Source organism: Labrys sp. ALF-8, assembly GCF_059699065.1.
The window spans coordinates 3107109-3125355 of the sequence record NZ_AP048537.1 but is presented as its reverse complement, the minus strand read 5'-3'; the positions used below and the strand labels follow the sequence as shown (position 1 = coordinate 3125355).

Below are 18247 nucleotides of genomic sequence, written 5' to 3'. Positions count from 1 at the left end.
ACAGCGCAAGCGCCCGAACTCATCCTGACGGCTCGACAAGACCGCTGTCAAGCGCGCCGGCAATCGACCCCGCACAAATCCTCAGACCAATGCTTCGCCACACGGCGAATGATGAGGCACGTACATCGCGCCGTTCGCGCTGGGAAGGCTATCACGGCGAGAGGCACCTCGCGGGAGGTGCGACAGGGAAATGGCATGCCCTCCAGAGGGGAACGACGACATCCGGACCTCCCGTGACGCTGGATTTTCTCGGCCCAGCCATTATGTAGCAGCTCTGTACCTGCTCCGACTGCCCAATTCCCACCGAGTGCCAATGTCCAATTTCTCTCCCCGCGAAATCGTCTCCGAACTCGACCGCCATATCGTCGGTCAGCATGACGCCAAGCGTGCCGTCGCCATTGCGCTGCGCAACCGCTGGCGCCGCCTGCAGCTCGACGAGACGTTGCGCGAGGAGGTGATGCCCAAGAACATCCTGATGATCGGGCCGACCGGCGTCGGCAAGACCGAGATCTCCAGGCGCCTCGCCAAGCTCGCCAACGCACCCTTCCTGAAAGTGGAAGCCACGAAATTCACGGAGGTCGGCTATGTCGGGCGCGACGTCGAGCAGATCGTGCGCGACCTCGTCGACATCGGCATCGCCCTGGTGAAGGCCGACAAGCGCAAGGAGGTCCAGGCAAAGGCCCATCTGGCCGCCGAGCAGCGCGTGCTCAACGCCCTCGTCGGCGCGACGGCGAGCCCCGCGACGCGCGACAGCTTCCAGAAGAAGCTCAGGGCGGGCGAACTCGACGACAAGGAAATCGAGATCGAGATGCGCGACACTGCCGCGCCGAGCTTCGAGCTGCCGGGCCTGCCGCAGGGCCAGATGGGCGTGGTCTCCATCGGCGACATCTTCGGCAAGGCCTTCTCCGGCCGCACCAAGGTGAAGCGCACCACCGTACGCGACAGCTACGACCAGCTCATCCAGGAGGAGGCCGACAACCTGCTCGACCAGGACCAGATCGTCCAGGAGGCGATCCGGCAGGTCGAGAACAACGGCATCGTCTTCCTCGACGAGATCGACAAGATCTGTGCCCGCGAGGGCCGAGGCGGTGCCGATGTCTCCCGCGAGGGCGTCCAGCGCGACCTGCTGCCGCTGATCGAGGGCACGACCGTGTCCACCAAGCACGGCTCGGTGAAGACGGACCATATCCTCTTCATCGCGTCCGGCGCCTTCCACGTCGCCAAGCCCTCCGACCTTCTACCGGAACTCCAGGGCCGCCTGCCGATCCGGGTCGAGCTCAAGGCACTGACCCAGGACGACTTCCGCCGCATCCTCACCGACACCGAGGCCAGCCTGATCAAGCAGTATGTGGCGCTGATGGGCACCGAGAACCTGACGCTGGAGTTCTCCGCCGACGCGATCGACGCCATCGCCTCGATCGCCGTCGAGGTCAACGCCTCCGTGGAGAACATCGGCGCGCGCCGCCTCCAGACCGTGATGGAACGCATTCTCGACGACATTTCCTTCACCGCCCCCGACAAGGGCGGAGAGAGCGTGACCATCGACGCGGCCTATGTGCAGAAGACGGTGGGAGACCTCGCCAAGAACGCGGATCTGAGCCGCTTCATCCTGTAGCCGCATTCCGGCCTCCCTTTCGGCAGCATAACTGTCGAATGGGAGGTCATATTAATACATAAAATATATAGAATTTGATATCTTTCGGATTATGCTGGATGGACCGACGCCGAGAGCGTCCGCCACAAGGATCATCCATGCAGGCCTTCCCCGCAGTCTCCCGCCGCACCCTCCTTCTTCTCGGTGCCGGTTCGCTCCTGGCGCCGGCCACCGCCGCGCGAGCAGCCCCCATCTCGATCCGGGTCGGCGCCACACCAGGCCCCCTGGCGGAGACACTGGAAGCGGCAAGGCCGGTCGCTGCCCGGCAAGGCCTCGACATCCAGGTCGTGGAATTCTCCGACTATGTGATTCCGAATGCTGCGCTCGATGCGGGCGAGATCGAGGCAAACGCCTTCCAGAATCAACCCTATCTGGACAACCAGGTGAGGGACCGGGGCTACAAGATCGTGGGCGTGGGCCAGATCGTCAATTCGCGCCTCGGCGTCTATTCGCGCAAGTACAAGGACTGGGCGTCCGTACCCGACGGCGCCACGATCGCCATCCAGAACGACCCCACCAATGGCGGGCGCACGCTTCTGCTGCTGCGCGACAAGGGGGTGATCACCCTCAAGGCCGATGTCGGCTACAAGCCGACCGTGGCCGATGTCGTGGACAACCCCAGGCACCTGCGGTTCATCGAGGTGGAGGCCGCGCAGACGCCGCGTTCCCTCGACGATGTCGATGCCGCGGCGGTGAACGCGAACTATGCGGTGACGGCCGGCCTGGATCCCACCAGGGAGGCGATCCTGATCGAGGATCTCAAGCCGCAATATACCAACCTGATCGCCGTCCGGGCGAGCGACAGGGACAAGCCGTGGGTAGCCCAACTGGTCGCGGCCTACCGCTCTCCCGAGGTCAAGGCGTTCGTCCTGGAAAAGTACAAGGGCGCCTACGTGCCCACCTGGTAAGGGCGGGCCACGGCATTCCCTCGCCGCCGCCCGGCGCGGGGCTTACCCCTTCTTCCTGTCCTGCAGGCCGTAACTCCGGAACCCTTCCACCACGCCGGCGATCTCCTCGTCCGGCAGGATCTTCGGCCCGCCGATCACCAGGGAATGGTAATATTGCCGGGCGAGCGTCTCCAACTCCACGGCGAGCCACATCGCCTTTTCCAGATTGGAACCGACGGTGATCATGCCGTGATTGGCGAGGAGGCAGCCATTGCGGCCGTCCAGCGCTTCCATGGCGTAGCGCGAGAGTTCCTCGGTTCCGTAGCGGGCATAGGGGGCACAGCGGATGTCGGGCCCGCCGAAGGCGGCGATCATGTAGTGCACGGCCGGGATCGGCTTGTGGGCGATGGCGAGGATGGTGCACCAGGTGGCGTGCGTGTGCACCACCGCCCCCGCATCGGGACGCGCCTTGAGAATGTCGAAATGGAAACGCCATTCCACTGACGGCTTCAACGGGCCCTGCCACGCGCCATATTCGCCGTCGAACGGCATGGCGGCGATCATTTCGGGTTCCATGTCGTCATAGGGGATGCTGGACGGAGTGATCAGCATCCGGTCTTCATGGCGTACCGAAATATTGCCGGAGGTCCCCTGGTTGAGGCCGATGGCATTCATCCAGCGGCATTTGTCGATGATGGCCCGCCGCAGGTCCAGTTCGTCTTGCTTCATGGCGCTTCCTCGGATTCGCGTTGCGCCTACCGATGCAGAAGAAGGCTTGCGCCTGGCAAGATGAAATCGCCGCCTGAGCGAAATTGAGCGCGCTTGGGGATGCCCGGAGCCATGGCGGGGGAAAGCCTTGCCTTCATCGTCGGCCGACGCGCCGGGTCGGCCGGAGCTGGCCCGAAAACCAGCGCGCCCCGCCTCCCTCCAAGGGAAGACGGGGCGCGCGATCCTCAAAAGCCTGATTGGGGGCCAAACCCGGCCCCACGCCTCAGCGGCGACGCTGGGCGCCGCCGCCACGCTGGGGCGGACGGGGGCCGGAGGAGGCACGCTCGTCCTTGTGGCGGAAGATGATGCGGCCCTTGTCGAGGTCGTAGGGCGACATCTCGACGGTCACGCGGTCGCCCTCGATGGTCTTGATGCGGTTCTTCTTCATCTTGCCGGCCGTGTAGGCGATCATCTCGTGACCATTGTCGAGCTTCACGCGGAAACGGGCGTCGGGCAACACTTCGGAGACCGAGCCTTCAAATTCCATCAGTTCTTCTTTTGCCATATCCAATTCCTGTTCAGGGCTTTTGGGAAGGGCCGTGCCGTCAGGCGGCGCGGCGCTGATTGTTGCGGCCGCCCGGACGGCGCGGACGCGCGCCCCGGGACGGCTTGCCGGGCTGGCCGGAATGCGCCTTGTCCTGAGGCTTGCCGGAGGGCTTGCCCTGATGCGGATGACGCGGGCCGCGCTCGCGAGGCTGGTCGGCCTCCAGCCCCTGGATCGGGGCGGCCACCGTCAGCGGCTTCCTGGTGAGGCGCTCGATCGCCTTCAGTTCGTCGCGCTCGTTGGGATCGCAGAAGGAATAGGCGATGCCGCTGCGGCCGGCACGGGCGGTGCGGCCGATGCGGTGCACATAGCTCTCGGCGTCCACGGGCATCTCGAAATTGACGACATGGGTGATGTCGTCGACATCGATGCCGCGAGCGGCGATGTCGGTGGCGACCAGGATGCGCGCCGCACCCGAGCGGAAGTCCTCCAGCGCTCGCTGGCGGGCATTCTGCGACTTGTTGCCGTGGATGGCGGCAGAAGCGATGCCGGCACGGTCGAGATGGTCGGAAACGCGATTGGCGCCATGCTTGGTCCGCGTGAAGACGATGACGCGGCTCATGGCAGGATCGTTCAACAGGTGCAGCAGGAGCGAGCGCTTCACCGAGGCCGGCACATGGAAGACGTGCTGGTCGATCTTGTCGACCGTGACCACCTCCGGCGTCACCTCGACATGCACGGGCTCGAGGAGGATCTCCTCGCCCAGCTTCTTGATCGCCTTGGGCATGGTCGCCGAGAACAGCAGGGACTGGCGTTCGAGCGGCGTCTCGTCGACGATCTTCAGCACGTCGCGCGAGAAGCCCATGTCGAGCATGCGGTCGGCTTCGTCGAGGACGAGGATCTCGACCTTGTCGAGTCGCACCTTGCGCTGCTGCTGGAGGTCGAGCAGGCGGCCCGGGGTGGCCACGAGGATGTCGACACCATCGGCAAGAGCCTTGACCTGCGGCACCTGGCTGACGCCGCCGAAGATCACGGCGATGCGGAAGCCTAGATGGGCGCCATAGGCGCGAAAGCTCTCGTCGATCTGGATGGCGAGCTCACGCGTCGGCGCCAGGATGAGGGCGCGCACGCCCTTGGGGCCGGCGCCATGGCGGGAAGCCGACAGGCGCTGCAGGATCGGCAGCGCAAAGGCGGCCGTCTTGCCCGTCCCGGTCTGCGCAAGGCCCATCATGTCGCGGCCTTGGAGCAGGGCCGGAATGGCCTTGTGCTGGATCGGGGTGGGGTTCTGGTAGTTGGCGGCGTCAAGCGCACGCAAAAGAGGCTCGGCCAGGCCAAGCTCTGCAAAAGTAACGTCGGAAGTCACATCGAATCCTTCATGCCACGCTCATCGATCAGGCGGCAGCGCGGCCACCGCCTGGGTCCGCGATCGTCCGTCCGCCCTCAGGGAGAGAGCGGCACGTCGATATCGCGACCCACGCGCGGATGGGAGCAGCGGAATGTTGTTGGGGACGGCCGTGGGAAGAGGCGCTGCTTCTCAAACAAAAAACCAGCGCGCCGCGCGAACCCTCGGCGGTCGATACATGGGGGTTGCTGCGCTTTTTGCAACAGCAAGTCAAGGGAAAAGGCAAAGAATTAGACCGGAAGAAGAGTTCACGCCGCTTGCAGGCAGCGGAAGGAGGTCCTCGAAACCGCCCCGGCGCGGCGGGCCGGATGACGGCAAGCCTGGCAGTCAAGGCAGGCGATACCTCGTCCCGGCGGCGGCGTTCATGAAATATCAACCACGTGACGCTACGTGATGGACATCATAGCAGGTTGCTGCTTTCATGCAGTGACTACAGCCTTGCTCGAAAGTCATGCGGAGAGGCTAGCAACCAGATGTCCGACAGCCGGAATCCAACGGCTCTGATCGCCAGCGGCAACACCTATCTGCACGAAGGCCGCCACGATCTTGCGTTCGCCGCCTTCGAGCGCGCCCTTGCGATCGAGCCCGACGCCAGGGCCTTCTACGGCCGCGCCCTCGTCCATCAGCACCGAAACGCCCTGGATCAGGCGATTGCCGACTTCGGACGGGTCCTCGACCTCGATCCGACCCATATCGATGCGCTTTTCAAGCGAAGCGCAGTACATCGCCTGAAGGGCGCCTTCGACGAGGCGGCGGCCGATTTCGACCGGGCGATCCAGTCTCTCTGGCGCCATCGCGAGCGCCCCGGCTCGTCGGCTCCGGCCGATCCGCAGGCGGCCGGGACGGGCGCGCCGAAGCTCGGAGCCGCAGCCTAGCGGCTACGCGGGTGCAATCCCGAAGCCAAGAATTCCCCTCCCGCAAAGGCAGAAACGCGCAGATTCCGTAACGGCCGCCTGCGTATCCGCCGCTCTCATCTTTCCCGCTGTCATTCCAGCTTCACGAAGGACGCCTAAGCCTCGATGGCTTATACGACCGCGGGGATTTTTCAGATGACAGATATGACTTCAGGTCAGGGGATGGGACATCCTCTGGAGAAGCCGAGCACTCTTGGCAATTGGCCGAATATTGTAGTGGTCCTGATTCTGCTGGGGGGCCTGGGCTATGTCTGCTACGCGCTTGCGGCCGATCTCACCGGCGCCGTGGCGGTTCCCTGGATCCTGCTGGGACTGGCGTTGCTGATCGCCCTGGGCTTCGAATTCGTCAACGGCTTCCACGATACCGCGAACGCGGTGGCGACGGTGATCTACACCCACTCGCTGCCCGCCGAGATAGCCGTGATCTGGTCCGGCTTCTTCAACTTCCTCGGCGTGCTCACCGCGAGCGGCGCGGTCGCCTTCGGCATCATCTCGCTGCTGCCGGTGGAACTCATCATGCAGGTCGGCTCGGGGGCCGGCATGGCGATGGTGTTCTCCCTGCTGGTCGCCGCCATCATCTGGAATCTCGGCACCTGGTACTTCGGCCTGCCGGCCTCGAGTTCGCACACCATGGTCGGCTCGATCATCGGCGTCGGCCTCGCCAACCAGTTCCTGGCCCCGGCCGGCTCGGCCACCAGCGGCGTGGACTGGTCCCAGGCCCAGAACATCGGCATGTCGCTCCTCGTCTCGCCGCTGTTCGGCTTCTTCCTCGCCGGCGGCCTGCTGCTCGTGATGAAGGTCCTCATCCGCAACAAGACGCTCTACGAGGCGCCCAAGACCAACGCGCCGCCGCCACTGTGGATCCGTGGCCTCCTGATCCTGACCTGCACGCTGGTGAGCTTCTTCCACGGCTCGAATGACGGCCAGAAGGGCATGGGCCTGATCATGCTTATCCTGATCGGCGTCGTGCCCACGGCGTTCGCCCTCAACCGCACGCCGGACATCAACTACCTGGAGACCTACAAGGCGGCCTCCGCCGCTGCCGGCAATGCGCTCGGCAACTACATCAAGCCCGGCGTGACCGTCGCTCCCGCCGATGCCAGGGAGAAGGTTGCCCAGGCCGTCCGCACCCGCACCTGGTCGGACGAGACGACACCGGCGCTCAAGCTCTTCATCGACCAGACCAATTCCGAGATCTCGCCCTACGGTTCGGCTTCCGCCGTGCCCTCGAACCTCGTCACCAATACCCGCAACGACATGTACCTGATCAGCGAATCCCTGAAGCTGATCGACTCCAAGAAGCTGCTGCCGGTTTCCGACGTGGACCTCAAGGCGATCAAGGCCTATCACGTGGCCGCCGACAACACGACCAAGTTCATTCCGACCTGGGTCAAGGTCGCCATCGCCCTGGCGCTCGGCCTCGGCACGATGGTGGGCTGGAAGCGCATCGTGGTCACCGTCGGCGAGAAGATCGGCAAGACGCATCTGAGCTACGGCCAGGGCGCGTCGGCGGAAATCGTGGCCGCCGCCACCATCGGTGCGGCCGACTACATGGGCCTGCCCGTCTCGACGACCCATGTACTCTCCTCCGGCGTCGCCGGCACCATGGCGGCGAACGGCACGGGCCTTCAGATGTCGACGGTGCGCAACCTGATCATGGCCTGGGTCCTCACCCTGCCGGCTTCGATGGCGCTGTCCTTCCTGCTCTTCGTGCTCATGCGCCAGTTCGTCTGAGCTGGAACCTCCCCGACGACGGAGAAGGCGGCCACCCGGCCGCCTTTTTTCATGGCGTCATGGCCTTCCTGAAGGCGAGCACCGCCTCGCTTGTCGTCACACGCCTGGTCTCGCCCGCGAAGCCGAGCCGGATCGCCGCGACCCCGGCTGTCCGGAGCCCGACGGAGCAGGAGCTGTGGACCTCGAACACCGGCACCGCCTCGAGCACGCCGGCGATGGTCGCGGGCGTCAGTCCCGAACCTGGCATGACGCCGATCCGGCCCTCCGCGGCATCGATCGTCTCCCGCAGTCCTTCGATCCCGGACGGCGCAGACGATGCGCCACCCGATGTCAGGATACGCTCGAAACCGAGGGCGATCGCCTCCTCGACCGCCTCCGCACGGCCGGGCACCAGGTCGAAGGCGCGATGCAGCGTGCTGCCGAGCCCCTCGGCCCTTCGCTGCAACCGCTCCAGCACGGCGAGGTCGAGGCGGCCATCATGGCGGGAAGCACCCAACACCACGCCGGCCAGGCCCGCCTGCCGGACGGCGTCGATATCGCCGAGCATCGTCTCCGCTTCGGCCTCGGAAAAGACGAAGTCACCGGGGCGCGAGCGGACCATGGCGTAGACCGGGACCGGCAGGCTGGCCGCCAGCCGCATCAGGCCGGCGGTCGGCGTGAGGCCGCCGACCTCCAGTGCGGAGCAAAGCTCGATCCGGTCGGCGCCGCCCTCGAAAGCGGCCAGCAGGCTGTCGGCATCGGACACGCAGACTTCGAGCAAGGGAATGGTCACCGTCACTGTCTCCCGGAAATGATGTCAAAGCGTGGCTGCTACTCTGGGTCTTGTCGGGACCATCCCACATATCAAGCCGGGGCTGGAGATGATCCTGCCGGATCCGGCTCCAATCCCAGGAGGGCTGCCCCGATCAGGCCGGGCTCGACCTTCGATACCGAGGGAACCACCAGGTGCCTGTCCGTCCTGCGCAGGATTCGGCCCCGGACGAGTTCGTCTATCCGCGCTACGAGGCGCGGCACCCGGCCCAGACCGCCACCCACCGGTACAATGCCGGCGCCGACGATATTGACGGCCAGGGCAAGAGGCCCCGAAACCAGATCCACGTAGCAATCGATGGTTCGCGCCGCCGCACTGCCGCCCTGCAGCCAGGCCTCGACGATATCGGCGCTGCTGCGTTCGGCGCCGTGAAGGTGGCGGTGGAGCCTTTCCATGCCACGCGCGCCCCCGACTGTGTCCAGGCACCCGGCGAGCCCGCAGCCGCAGGCAAAACGAGGAATCTCGGCCGGAGGGCTCCCGGCAGCGCTCGCCACGATGAGGCCATGCCCCCATTCTCCGGCATAGCCTCCGGCTCCCGACACGATCCGGCCGTCGATGACGAGGCCGCCGCCGACACCCGTGCCAAGGATCGCGCCGAAGACGATGCGATGCCCCCTGCCCGCACCGACCATGGCCTCGGCGAGGGCGAAGCAGTCTGCATCATTGGCAATGACGACGCGGCCGCCGAGCCTGGCCTCCAAATCGGCCGCGAGCGAGCGACCGTCGATGCAGGGAATGTTTGCGCAGGTGATGAGGCCGGTTTCGGGATCGACCACGCCGGTGATCGACAGCGCCATGGCACTGCGAGCCTCGAGGGGCGCCGCGGCCAGTTGCGCACCGAGCGCAGCGGCGAAGGCATCGAAATCGTCCAGGGGGGTCGGGGTTCGGGTCAGCGGCCGGATATCCGAGGGGGAATGGGCGACGGCGCTCTTGATTGCGCTGCCTCCGATGTCGAAACAGGTGATCATGCCGGCCGAGTGCCTTCCAAAGCGCGAACGGGCGCTATAACGATGGATTCACCGCCTTTGGGGCGGACTGTCATTGTCGCATTGCCGGCACCGGGTCCCGGCGTCCGTTCCAGGCGAGGGTGGGTGGGTCGGCGCGGGCTTGTGAGCGCATCGGCCGAGGGAGCGAGGGAGAAGGCGAAACCATGCCGACCATTGCCGATGTGGCCAGACTTGCCGGCGTCTCGCGCGCCGTCGCCTCGCGGGCCCTTTCGGCCGACAAGCGGCCCGTGTCCCAGGACAAGCGGGAGCGCGTGCTCGCGGCGGCAGAGGAACTCGGCTATCGCGCCAACCTGCTGGCGCAGAGCCTCACCACCAAGACGGTCAACCTCATCGCGGTGGTGGTCAATCACATCCATGATCTCTCCGATCTCGATCTTTTCGATCTGCTCCTCGCCGAAATCCAGGCGGCGGGCAAGCAGACCGTGCTCATCCGCGTCGGCTCGGAGGAAAAAGTCGGCGAGTTCCTGCGCAGTGGCATCGCCTATCACGTCGATGCGGCATTGGTGTTTTCCGATTTCGCGGACGCCGCAACGGTCCGCCGGATGTTCCGCTCCGATCTCGTGGTCATGCTCAACGGGCGCCATGACCGCCTCTCCCCCGTCGTCATCCCGGACGAAGCGGCGGGCATCGGCGAGGCGGTCGCCGATGCCGCTGCCAAGGGCGTGAAACGCGCAAGCCTCGTCACCGGTCGCGCGACCTCGCAGGTGGAGCGGGCCCGTATCGCCTCCTATCGAAGCGCCTTCGAAAGGCATGGCATCGAACTCGTACTGACGGAACAGGGCGACTATTCCTATCACAGCGGCCATGCCCTGGCCGCAAGGCTGACCGGCCGCGACTGTCCGCAGGCGATCTTCTGCACCTCGGACGCCATGGCTATGGGCATCCTCGACGCCTGCCGCGCCGACTTTCCCGGCAACCGGCCAACGCGATTTCGCCTCTACGGCTTCGACAATATCTCGCTTCTCGATTTCGACGCCTATCCGATCTCCTCGATCGGCTATGACAAGGCGGCCTATGTCGAGCGGATCCTGCAGATCCTTGCCGATCCGCCCAGTGAAGGCGAGATCGCACCGGACCTCATCCCCTCCCGCTATGTGCCGCGGCTGACCGGATAGGCGCCGGCAGCTGAGCTGGCGCGGCGCGCGCCTCACCAGATCGGATCGAGCCTCGGCGGATTGGCCTTGTCTCCCCACCATTTCCTGTAGTTGGCCTCGTAAGCGCCCGACTGGATGTAATCCGACACGAACATGTCGAGCCAGCGCACGAATTCCGGATCGCCCTTGGCGACGGCGATGCCGATCGGGTCGTTGGAATAGAGGCCCGGCAGCGTCGCCAGCGAAGGGTTCTTGGTGGCGAGATAATCGAGAAGCGAGGAGTCTTCGATCGCCGCATCCACGCGTTTCTGCTGCAGCTGAAGAACGCCATCGGGTGCAAACTGGTCGACATAGACGAGGCTGGCGTCGGGGACAGCCTTCTTGATGAAGGTCTCGCCGGTGGTGCCGCGACCGACGACGATCGACTTGCCGGCAAGATCCTTCAACTCCTTGATGCCGGAATCCGCCTGGACGATGATTCGCAGGCCGGCCCGGTTGTAGGGAATGCTGAAATCGACGCTCTTTGCGCGTTCCAGCGTCGCCGAGGTGTTGGCGACCACGATGTCCAGCTGACCCGAGACAAGCATGGATATGCGGGCATCGCCGGAGACATCAGTGAACTCGACGGGCACGCCGAGCTTGGCGGCCAGCAGGGTGGCGACATCGACGTCATAGCCCACCGGGTTGTTCTGCGCGTCGCGAAAGCCGATCGGCTCGCCGCCCAGCGAAACGCCGATGCGCACGGTGCCGCGCGAACGGATATCCTCGATCATGCCGGCCAGGGCCGGGGCGGCGAGCACGACGCTGAGCGCCGCGGCAGCCAGGAAGGTCAGGATGGGTCTCATGGCTAGTTCCTCTTGCCTCGTTATGCTTGCTTCCTCTTGGTCGGTCAGGCCACGCGGGCCCACCGAAGTTCGGGTTCGGGCATGGTGTTGTCCCAAAGCCAGTATTTGATCTCCCCGGAGCAGCGGAAATTCGCCACGTCGTGGTTGCCGCCGGCATCGACGGCATGGATCACCACGCCGCCGAGGAAGCCCTCCTTGAGTTCCGCAAGTTCTTCCACAGCCAGGTCCACCGCCTCGCGGAGAGAAAGTCCAAGCTTCATGCCGAGCACGACCGTACGCGCGGTGGCGCAGCGCATCGTCATCTCACCCGTATGGGTGCAAACCGCCCCGCCATAGCGGCTGTCTGCGTAGAAGCCGGCGCCGGGAATAGGACTGTCGCCCAGGCGGCCGGGATATTTCCAGGCCCAGCCCGACGTGGACGTGGCGGCGTGCACTCCGCGCACGCTGTCGGCGCTCAGGAAGACGGTGGTGTCGCGCACCCGCTCGGGATCGGTGATCGCGCGCGATAGGGGCGCGAGCGGGATATCCGGGAATTTCCGCAGATCCTCGGGCGTAAGTTCCCCCTGCAATCGCTCGAACCACACCTTCCTGCTGTCCTCCAGCAGGATATTCTCGGCGGGGAAACCGATTTCATCGGCGAAGCGACGTGCGCCCTCCCCCGTCAAGGTCACGTTCGGCAGGCGTTTCATGACCTCGTGCGCGAGTGCAGCGACATGGAGCGTATCGCGCACGGCCCCGACCGATCCCACCTGGCGGGTCGTGCCGTCCATCACCGCTCCGTCGCATTCCATCACGCCGAGCATGTTGGGCCAGCCGCCATATCCGACGCTACGCACAGCGGGCTCTGCCTCGACACGGTCGATGCCGGCCACCAGCGCTCCGAGGCTGTCGGCCCCGGCTCGCAGCATCTCGACCGAGAGGAGGAAGCCGGGCCAGGCCTCGGCATTGGCGACAAGCAGCATCAGGATCAGTCTTTCCGCATCTTGGAGAGAAATTGCGCGACACGCGGATGATCGCGTCCGACTTCCGGGGCGAAGAAGGCCTCGGTCGGCAAGTCGACCAGGAGCCGGCCGTGTTCGAGGAAGACGATGCGGTCGGATATCCGGCGCGCGAACTCGACCTCATGGGTGACGAACACCATCGTGGTGCCATCTCGGGCAAGCGTGGCGAGGATGGCGAGCACCTCCGCCGTCATCTCCGGATCGAGGGCGCTGGTCACCTCGTCAAGCAGGAGATAGCGCGGCTGCATCGCCAGAGCCCGGCAGATACCCACGCGCTGCCTCTGCCCGCCCGAGAGCTGCGCCGGATAGGAGCCGGCCCAATTGCCGAGCCCGACGGACTCCAGCAGGGCGAGAGCTTCCGCCTCGGCTTGCGCCTTCGGGCGCTTCAGCACTTCCATCGGTGCCAGCGTGATGTTCTGCAGCGCCGTCATATGCGGATAGAGGTTGAACAGCTGGAACACCGTGGCCGAGCGTTTGCGGGCTTCGGCGAGGTCGCGCGGCCTCGAAACATCGAACTCGTCGATGAGGATGCGACCGCCATCGAGCCTCTCCAGTCCATTGATGCAGCGGATCAGGGTCGACTTGCCGGAGCCCGACGAACCCAGAATGGAGACGACCTCCCCCGGCTTGACCGCGAGATCCACCCCGTCGAGGACGGTGAGGGTGCCGAACTGCTTCCTGACACTCTCGACCACCAGCATTTCAGCCCCCCCTCCAGGCGCTGTGCGCCCGCAACTGCGCCTCGTAGCGCGCACCGAGCCAGGCGACCAGCTTGGCAACCAGGTAGTAGAGCAGGCCCACGACGCTCCACACGATGAAAGGCTTCAGCGTGCGCAGATTGAGGATGTTGCCGACCTTGGTGAGGTCCATCACTCCGATCACCGAGATGAGCGAAGTCACCTGCAACTGGTTCACCATCAGCCCCGTCAGAGGGCCGATGGCGAAGGCCGCAGCCTGCGGAGCGATGATGTGGCGCAGCACCTGCCAGCGCGTCAGCCCGAACACCCGGGCCGCTTCTACCTGCTCGCGTCCCACCGCCTCCATGGAGGAGACCGCGATCACATAGATGAAGGCGGTCGTGTTGCCCGTCAGGGTTATCATGGCCGCCTCGATGGGCGTGAGGTTCAGCCGGAAGAAGGCCGGCACGCCGAAGAACACCAGGAAGAGCTGTACGAGTACCGGCGAGTTCTTCAGAAGCTCGGTAAGGAAGCCAACCACCTGCCTCAGCGCGGGAATGCGGTAGAGACGGATGATCGCCAGAGCCGTTCCGATCATCAGCCCCATCAGGGTCGTGGCGATGAAAAGGTAGAGCGAGATACCCAGGCCCTGAGCCAGCAGGACGAGATCATAGGGCGTGAAATCGGTGTAGCGCATCAGAGCCGCGCCTCCGCCATGTCCCGGTTGAGCCTGTGGTGCAGGCGCGCGATGGCCAGTGAGACGAGGTAGGTCAGGCTGGCATAGGCGATGAGCAGCACGGCGTAGACCTCGAAGGGCCTGAACGTGTCGGCTGCCACGATCTTCGCCGAGCCCGTCAGCTCGTTGAGCGTGATGGTGGACAGGATCGACGAGGTCAGCACCAGATTGATGAACACCGAGCCCAGCGGCCGGATCGAGGTGCGCAGGGCGATCGGCAGCACGATACGGCGCAGGATCGTACGCCTGGAGAGGCCGCTCACCTCTGCCGCCTCGACGATTCCGGGTTCGATGGCCAGGATGCCGGAGCGGATGACATCTGACGCGAACGCGCCGCCTGCAATCGAAAGCGAGATCACCCCGGTGAAGAAGGCGCTCGGATAGAGCCCGAGCTCCGGCAACCCGTAGTAGAAGAAGAACAGCTGCACGATGAACGGGATGTTGCGGAAGAGGTCGACATAGATCGATGCCGTCCTGCGCAGCGAGGCCAGGACCGAGGTGCGGGCGATCGCCACCAGCGCGCCTGTGATCAGGCTGCCCAGCAGCGCCAGTGCGCAAGCCTCGACCGTCAGCACCGCTCCCTTGGCGAGGAAGCCGAGATGCGGCACGAGGACGGAGGGATCGAAGCGCATGAACGGCCTCTGTGAAACCGGTTTCACTCTGTTGTGACGACGAGATTATGTCAAGAACGGGATGCGCCCCGAAGGTCCTGCAACCACCGCTCGAACATCACGCCCCACTATCGCCCAAATGCCTCGGCTACGAAATCGATGAAGAGACGAATGCGCGGCGGCAGCGGCTTGCCCGGCAGGAAGGTGGCAAAGAGCTCGATGCTGTCGCACCAATAGGCGGGGAGGCATTCGACCAGCCGGCCGTCGGCAAGATCCTCCTCCACATCCCACAACGCTTCCAGGGACAGCCCCCTGCCTTCGAGCGCCCAGCCATGCAGGACGTCCCCGCTCGACGATGAAAGGGCGCCCGAAACCTTGATCTCCCGGTCCTGCCCGCCCACGCGGAAACGCCAGAGGTCGAGCAGCCTGTAGCGGCGAGCCAGGCGCAGGCAGTCATGGGATGCCAGGTCGTCAGGCGACTGCGGAGTTCCTCTCGCGGCCAGATAGGAGGGCGCGGCGCAGACGACGCGCCGTATCGTGGCAATGCGGCGGGCGATCAGCGTGGTATCGGCCGGCCGGCCGAAACGAAGCGCCACGTCGAGCCCTTCTTCGCCCACCTCAATGCCCGCATCCGAGAGCACCAGATGAGCTTCGAGGCCGGGATGGCGGGCGGTGAACTCGGCAAGCAGCGGAGCGATGCGGCGGCGCCCGAGTTCCATCGGGGCACCGACCTTGAGGAGGCCCCGCGCAATGTCGCCCCGCGTCGTCACCTCTGCTTCCGCATCGCGCAGACCCGCCAGTAGTTGCCTTCCCCGAGCATGATAGAGCATGCCCTCATCGGTCAGGCGGAAGCGACGGGCACTGCGTTCGGCCAGGCGCACGCCGAGGCGCACCTCCAGCGCCGCAAGCCGCCGGCTGACGGCAGGCGGAGAGGAACCGAGTGCTTCGGCCGCGGCGGATATGCCGCCGGCATCGACCACGGCCATGAAGAGTTCGAGGTCGCCGACACTGTTCATATTCATGCTTCCATTTTTCGGAAGCACATTATCCGAAATTGGCGATTTCGGACAACGAAGACCCGAATTACTTTTCAATTATGAAATCATAGAGGAAGAACCATGAAGGCCCTTCAGATCCGGCAGTTCGGTGCCCCCGACACCTTGGAACTCGTGACTCGCGCCATGCCGGCGCTTGCGACGGGGATGGCACGGGTGCGCGTCGAGGCTGCGTCCATCAACCCAAGCGACGTCAAGAATGCCGCGGGCGCGATGAAGCAGACCACGTTGCCTCGCATTCCCGGCCGCGACTACGCAGGTGTCATCGAGGAAGGACCGGCCGAATGGATCGGTGTCGAGGTATGGGGCTCCGGCGGCGATGCCGGCTTCACCCGTGATGGGACCCACGCCAGCCATATCGACGTGCCGGTGGCGAGCCTTCGCCGCAAGCCAGCCGGCCTCGGCTTCGCCGAAGCGGCCTCGGTCGGCGTGAACTTCATCACGGCCTGGATCGGCGTCGTCGAGGCCGCCCAGCTCAAGGCCGGCGAGACGCTGCTGATCATCGGCGCCGGCGGCGGTGTCGGCGGCGCCGCCGCCCAGATCGCCCATCACCTCGGGGCGCGGATCATCGGGGCAGACCGCCATGCGCCACGCGCGGACGCACCCGTGAACCGGCTTGCGGAGCACCAGATCATCGGAGAGGAGAACCTTCCGGCTGCCCTGAGAGCTGTCACGGGCGGCAAGGGCGCGGACGTGGTTTTCGACACGGTGGGCGGAATCATGTTCCGGACGGCCCTCGATTGCCTTGCCCTGCGCGGCAGGCTGATCGAGATCAGCGCCACGGGGCAACGCGAGGTGACCTTCAACATCGCCGATTTCTACCACAACGAGAGCCGGCTCCTCGGCGTCGACTCGCTGAAGCGGGACCTCGTCGCCTCGGCCGGGATCCTCGAATCTCTGACGCCGGGCTTCGAGGCCGGTGTCTATCGCCCTGCGCCGATTGCCGAGACCGTGAGCCTCGAACAGGCCCGGGAAGGCTATCGCAAGGTTGGCGACGGCATCGCCGGCCGCGTCGTCATAGCCCCGAACCGGTGAGGCCAGCCATGACCGGCTTCCTGGTTTCGCTGGCGATGGGTCTGGCCGTCGGCATCGCCTACGGACTGACCGGCATCCGCTCCCCTGCCCCGCCGATCATCGCGCTTGTCGGCCTGCTCGGCATGGTGGTGGGCGAGCAGGCCGTGGTCGCGGCCAAGGTGCGTCTCTTTCCCGTGCAGCACGAAACGAAAGTGGACGACATTTCCCGCAATCGCTGAAGATCGCATCCTCCGGGCAGGACAGATGCACTTTTCCCACGCCGGGCGGCCACCAAGGCAGCCGCCCGGTGATTGTTCCGGGCTGGCCTCAGCGGGCCGCCTCCCATCCCTTGTAGGTGGCGATGTTGTCGCTGGTGATCAGCACGGGATCGAGCAGGATCACATTCTTCTCCGGCTTCTTGCCGTCGAGTGCGGCAGCGCCGAGTTCGAGCGAATGGCCGGCCATGGCATACGGGTCCTGAGAGGCGGACGCCTTGATCAGGGACGTGCCCGACTTCAGCTCGTTCTCGATGTCGGGAGCGCCGTCCACCGAGGTGATGATGAATTCGCTGCGGTTCAGCTGCTTGGCGGCCAGCGAGACGCCGATTGCGGTCGGATCGTTGATGGCAAAGATGGCATCGACCTTCGAGAAGCGCGTCAGCAGGCTCTGGCCGACGGCGAGACCGCCGTCGCGCGAGCCCTTGGCGTCCTGGTCGTCGGACAGGATCTTGATGCCGGGGTTCTTGGCGAAGACGTCCTTGCAACCCTTGACGCGATCGATCACCGAGGAGACCTGCGGGCCGTTGACGATCAGCACGTCGCCCTTGCCCTTGATGTGATCGACGATGTACTGGCAGGCGAGCGTACCGGCCTTGACGTTGTCCGTCATCACGGTGACGTCCGCGCCCGCAGCCGCCACGTCGAAGGCGGCGACCACGATACCGGCGGCCTGCGCCTTCTTCACGGCTGGCAGAATTGCCTGGGGATCGACGGCGTTGAGCATGAGCACGTTCACGCCCGCCGCGATGAAGTTGTCGACCTGGGTGAACTGCTTGTTGAGGTCATAGTCGGAGGACACGGAGGTCACTTCGACATTGGGGTTGATGCCCTTGGCCTTGTCGGTGATGCCCTTGATGGTGGCGACGAAGAAGGGGTTGCCGAGCGAGCCGACGGAGATGCCTACCTTCTTGAGGCTCTGCGCCGAGGCCGGCCCCGCCGCCAGCGCCAGGGCGAGACCCGCCAGTACCGAGCCGGCAAAGATTCGCGAGAATTTCATGTAGTTCTCCTTTGGATTCGTCCCTTGTGACGGATAGGCTCCGCCTTGGCCAATTGTCGCCCGAGCCCTTCAGCGGCGCGGCAACTCATAATGGCTCATTAATCTGACAAATCAACAGGCTGCATGGGACGACGTACGGGCGCAATCGGCCGGCCAGCCTGCTTCTCCGACGCAGGACGCCTTCGAGGAAAATGCGGCGAGGAAGGTCTCACGCATTGGCATCTTTGAGCCATGTCAATACTCTGGCCCGGCATCCGTGCTTTGTGTTGAAAAAGGCA

Annotated in this window: 18 protein-coding genes and 1 pseudogene; 7 read left to right on the top strand and 12 right to left on the bottom strand. The window is 65.2% G+C overall.

Annotated features, from left to right (window positions below; genetic code table 11):
- Nucleotides 1–313 precede the first annotated feature (313 nt).
- Both hslU and AC6H34_RS14420 read left to right on the top strand, forming a co-directional pair.
- Complete coding sequence (gene hslU, locus AC6H34_RS14425) at nt 314–1615, top strand: ATP-dependent protease ATPase subunit HslU (RefSeq protein WP_497539225.1); 1302 nt, start codon at nt 314–316, stop codon at nt 1613–1615.
- A 137-nt stretch (nt 1616–1752) separates the two neighbouring features.
- Complete coding sequence (locus AC6H34_RS14420) at nt 1753–2562, top strand: MetQ/NlpA family ABC transporter substrate-binding protein (protein WP_497539224.1); 810 nt, start codon at nt 1753–1755, stop codon at nt 2560–2562.
- 42 nt (nt 2563–2604) lie between these two features.
- On the opposite strand, the gene AC6H34_RS14415 is transcribed toward AC6H34_RS14420, so the two are convergent.
- The 3 genes from AC6H34_RS14415 to AC6H34_RS14405 form a co-directional block, all read right to left on the bottom strand.
- Nucleotides 2605–3270, bottom strand: coding sequence for a class II aldolase/adducin family protein (locus AC6H34_RS14415; protein ID WP_448149305.1), 666 nt, complete (start codon nt 3268–3270; stop codon nt 2605–2607).
- Nucleotides 3271–3532: 262 nt separating this feature from the next.
- Nucleotides 3533–3814, bottom strand: a complete 282-nt coding sequence (infA, locus tag AC6H34_RS14410) for a translation initiation factor IF-1 (protein ID WP_448149306.1) — start codon at nt 3812–3814, stop codon at nt 3533–3535.
- A 40-nt stretch (nt 3815–3854) separates the two neighbouring features.
- The gene (locus AC6H34_RS14405) at nt 3855–5156 is read right to left on the bottom strand and encodes a DEAD/DEAH box helicase (protein WP_448149307.1); all 1302 of its coding nucleotides are present in this window, start codon (nt 5154–5156) and stop codon (nt 3855–3857) included.
- Nucleotides 5157–5668: 512 nt separating this feature from the next.
- Between AC6H34_RS14405 and AC6H34_RS14400 the strand changes: the two genes are divergently transcribed.
- Together AC6H34_RS14400 and AC6H34_RS14395 are read left to right on the top strand one after the other, a co-directional pair.
- Nucleotides 5669–6070 carry a tetratricopeptide repeat protein gene (locus tag AC6H34_RS14400; protein WP_497539223.1) on the top strand — a complete coding sequence of 134 codons (402 nt, stop codon included), beginning with the start codon at nt 5669–5671 and terminating at the stop codon, nt 6068–6070.
- A 174-nt stretch (nt 6071–6244) separates the two neighbouring features.
- The gene (locus AC6H34_RS14395; RefSeq protein ID WP_497539222.1) at nt 6245–7843 is read left to right on the top strand and encodes an inorganic phosphate transporter; all 1599 of its coding nucleotides are present in this window, start codon (nt 6245–6247) and stop codon (nt 7841–7843) included.
- Nucleotides 7844–7892: 49 nt separating this feature from the next.
- Here the strand turns inward: AC6H34_RS14395 and AC6H34_RS14390 are convergent, their stop codons facing one another.
- Together AC6H34_RS14390 and AC6H34_RS14385 are read right to left on the bottom strand one after the other, a co-directional pair.
- The gene (locus tag AC6H34_RS14390) at nt 7893–8615 is read right to left on the bottom strand and encodes a copper homeostasis protein CutC (protein WP_448149310.1); all 723 of its coding nucleotides are present in this window, start codon (nt 8613–8615) and stop codon (nt 7893–7895) included.
- Nucleotides 8616–8686: 71 nt separating this feature from the next.
- Entirely contained in the window at nt 8687–9622 is a 936-nt protein-coding gene (locus tag AC6H34_RS14385; RefSeq protein ID WP_497539221.1) for an ROK family protein, read from the bottom strand.
- 182 nt (nt 9623–9804) lie between these two features.
- Here AC6H34_RS14385 and AC6H34_RS14380 point away from each other — a divergent pair, with 182 nt between their 5' ends.
- Nucleotides 9805–10776 carry a LacI family DNA-binding transcriptional regulator gene (locus AC6H34_RS14380; protein ID WP_497539220.1) on the top strand — a complete coding sequence of 324 codons (972 nt, stop codon included), beginning with the start codon at nt 9805–9807 and terminating at the stop codon, nt 10774–10776.
- A gap of 32 nt (nt 10777–10808) precedes the next feature.
- Here the strand turns inward: AC6H34_RS14380 and AC6H34_RS14375 are convergent, their stop codons facing one another.
- The 6 genes from AC6H34_RS14375 to AC6H34_RS14350 form a co-directional block, all read right to left on the bottom strand.
- On the bottom strand, nt 10809–11600 hold the full coding sequence (locus tag AC6H34_RS14375; protein ID WP_448149313.1) for a transporter substrate-binding domain-containing protein: 792 nt from the start codon (nt 11598–11600) through the stop codon (nt 10809–10811).
- A gap of 44 nt (nt 11601–11644) precedes the next feature.
- Nucleotides 11645–12562 (bottom strand): glycosylasparaginase, encoded by a 918-nt coding sequence (locus tag AC6H34_RS14370; RefSeq protein WP_497539219.1) that lies wholly within the window; start codon nt 12560–12562, stop codon nt 11645–11647.
- A gap of 5 nt (nt 12563–12567) precedes the next feature.
- On the bottom strand, nt 12568–13302 hold the full coding sequence (locus AC6H34_RS14365) for an amino acid ABC transporter ATP-binding protein (protein WP_448149315.1): 735 nt from the start codon (nt 13300–13302) through the stop codon (nt 12568–12570).
- A 1-nt stretch (nt 13303) separates the two neighbouring features.
- Nucleotides 13304–13975, bottom strand: a complete 672-nt coding sequence (locus tag AC6H34_RS14360; RefSeq protein WP_448149316.1) for an amino acid ABC transporter permease — start codon at nt 13973–13975, stop codon at nt 13304–13306.
- Nucleotides 13975–14646 carry an amino acid ABC transporter permease gene (locus AC6H34_RS14355; RefSeq protein ID WP_497539218.1) on the bottom strand — a complete coding sequence of 224 codons (672 nt, stop codon included), beginning with the start codon at nt 14644–14646 and terminating at the stop codon, nt 13975–13977. Before AC6H34_RS14355 ends, AC6H34_RS14360 begins: the two co-directional genes overlap by 1 nt.
- Nucleotides 14647–14753: 107 nt before the next feature.
- Complete coding sequence (locus tag AC6H34_RS14350; RefSeq protein WP_497539217.1) at nt 14754–15647, bottom strand: LysR family transcriptional regulator; 894 nt, start codon at nt 15645–15647, stop codon at nt 14754–14756.
- Between the two features lie 96 nt (nt 15648–15743).
- On the opposite strand from AC6H34_RS14350, the gene AC6H34_RS14345 reads away from it, so the two are divergent.
- Together AC6H34_RS14345 and AC6H34_RS14340 are read left to right on the top strand one after the other, a co-directional pair.
- Nucleotides 15744–16715, top strand: coding sequence for a quinone oxidoreductase family protein (locus AC6H34_RS14345; RefSeq protein WP_497539216.1), 972 nt, complete (start codon nt 15744–15746; stop codon nt 16713–16715).
- An 8-nt stretch (nt 16716–16723) separates the two neighbouring features.
- Nucleotides 16724–16873 (top strand): annotated as a pseudogene (locus tag AC6H34_RS14340) (DUF1427 family protein); the annotation flags it as partial.
- 148 nt (nt 16874–17021) lie between these two features.
- Here the strand turns inward: AC6H34_RS14340 and AC6H34_RS14335 are convergent.
- Nucleotides 17022–17969 (bottom strand): ABC transporter substrate-binding protein, encoded by a 948-nt coding sequence (locus tag AC6H34_RS14335; protein ID WP_497539215.1) that lies wholly within the window; start codon nt 17967–17969, stop codon nt 17022–17024.
- Between the last annotated feature and the right edge of the window lie 278 nt (nt 17970–18247).

Bases quoted from the DNA above. Each gene is read 5' to 3' on its own strand.
- hslU (WP_497539225.1), top strand. From the start codon at position 314: ATGTCCAATTTCTCTCCCCGCGAAATCGTCTCCGAACTCGACCGCCAT.
- AC6H34_RS14420 (WP_497539224.1), top strand. From the start codon at position 1,753: ATGCAGGCCTTCCCCGCAGTCTCCCGCCGCACCCTCCTTCTTCTCGGT.
- AC6H34_RS14415 (WP_448149305.1), bottom strand. From the start codon at position 3,270: ATGAAGCAAGACGAACTGGACCTGCGGCGGGCCATCATCGACAAATGC.
- infA (WP_448149306.1), bottom strand. From the start codon at position 3,814: ATGGCAAAAGAAGAACTGATGGAATTTGAAGGCTCGGTCTCCGAAGTG.
- AC6H34_RS14400 (WP_497539223.1), top strand. From the start codon at position 5,669: ATGTCCGACAGCCGGAATCCAACGGCTCTGATCGCCAGCGGCAACACC.
- AC6H34_RS14395 (WP_497539222.1), top strand. From the start codon at position 6,245: ATGACAGATATGACTTCAGGTCAGGGGATGGGACATCCTCTGGAGAAG.
- AC6H34_RS14385 (WP_497539221.1), bottom strand. From the start codon at position 9,622: ATGATCACCTGTTTCGACATCGGAGGCAGCGCAATCAAGAGCGCCGTC.
- AC6H34_RS14380 (WP_497539220.1), top strand. From the start codon at position 9,805: ATGCCGACCATTGCCGATGTGGCCAGACTTGCCGGCGTCTCGCGCGCC.
- AC6H34_RS14375 (WP_448149313.1), bottom strand. From the start codon at position 11,600: ATGAGACCCATCCTGACCTTCCTGGCTGCCGCGGCGCTCAGCGTCGTG.
- AC6H34_RS14370 (WP_497539219.1), bottom strand. From the start codon at position 12,562: ATGCTGCTTGTCGCCAATGCCGAGGCCTGGCCCGGCTTCCTCCTCTCG.
- AC6H34_RS14365 (WP_448149315.1), bottom strand. From the start codon at position 13,302: ATGCTGGTGGTCGAGAGTGTCAGGAAGCAGTTCGGCACCCTCACCGTC.
- AC6H34_RS14360 (WP_448149316.1), bottom strand. From the start codon at position 13,975: ATGCGCTACACCGATTTCACGCCCTATGATCTCGTCCTGCTGGCTCAG.
- AC6H34_RS14355 (WP_497539218.1), bottom strand. From the start codon at position 14,646: ATGCGCTTCGATCCCTCCGTCCTCGTGCCGCATCTCGGCTTCCTCGCC.
- AC6H34_RS14350 (WP_497539217.1), bottom strand. From the start codon at position 15,647: ATGAATATGAACAGTGTCGGCGACCTCGAACTCTTCATGGCCGTGGTC.
- AC6H34_RS14345 (WP_497539216.1), top strand. From the start codon at position 15,744: ATGAAGGCCCTTCAGATCCGGCAGTTCGGTGCCCCCGACACCTTGGAA.
- AC6H34_RS14335 (WP_497539215.1), bottom strand. From the start codon at position 17,969: ATGAAATTCTCGCGAATCTTTGCCGGCTCGGTACTGGCGGGTCTCGCC.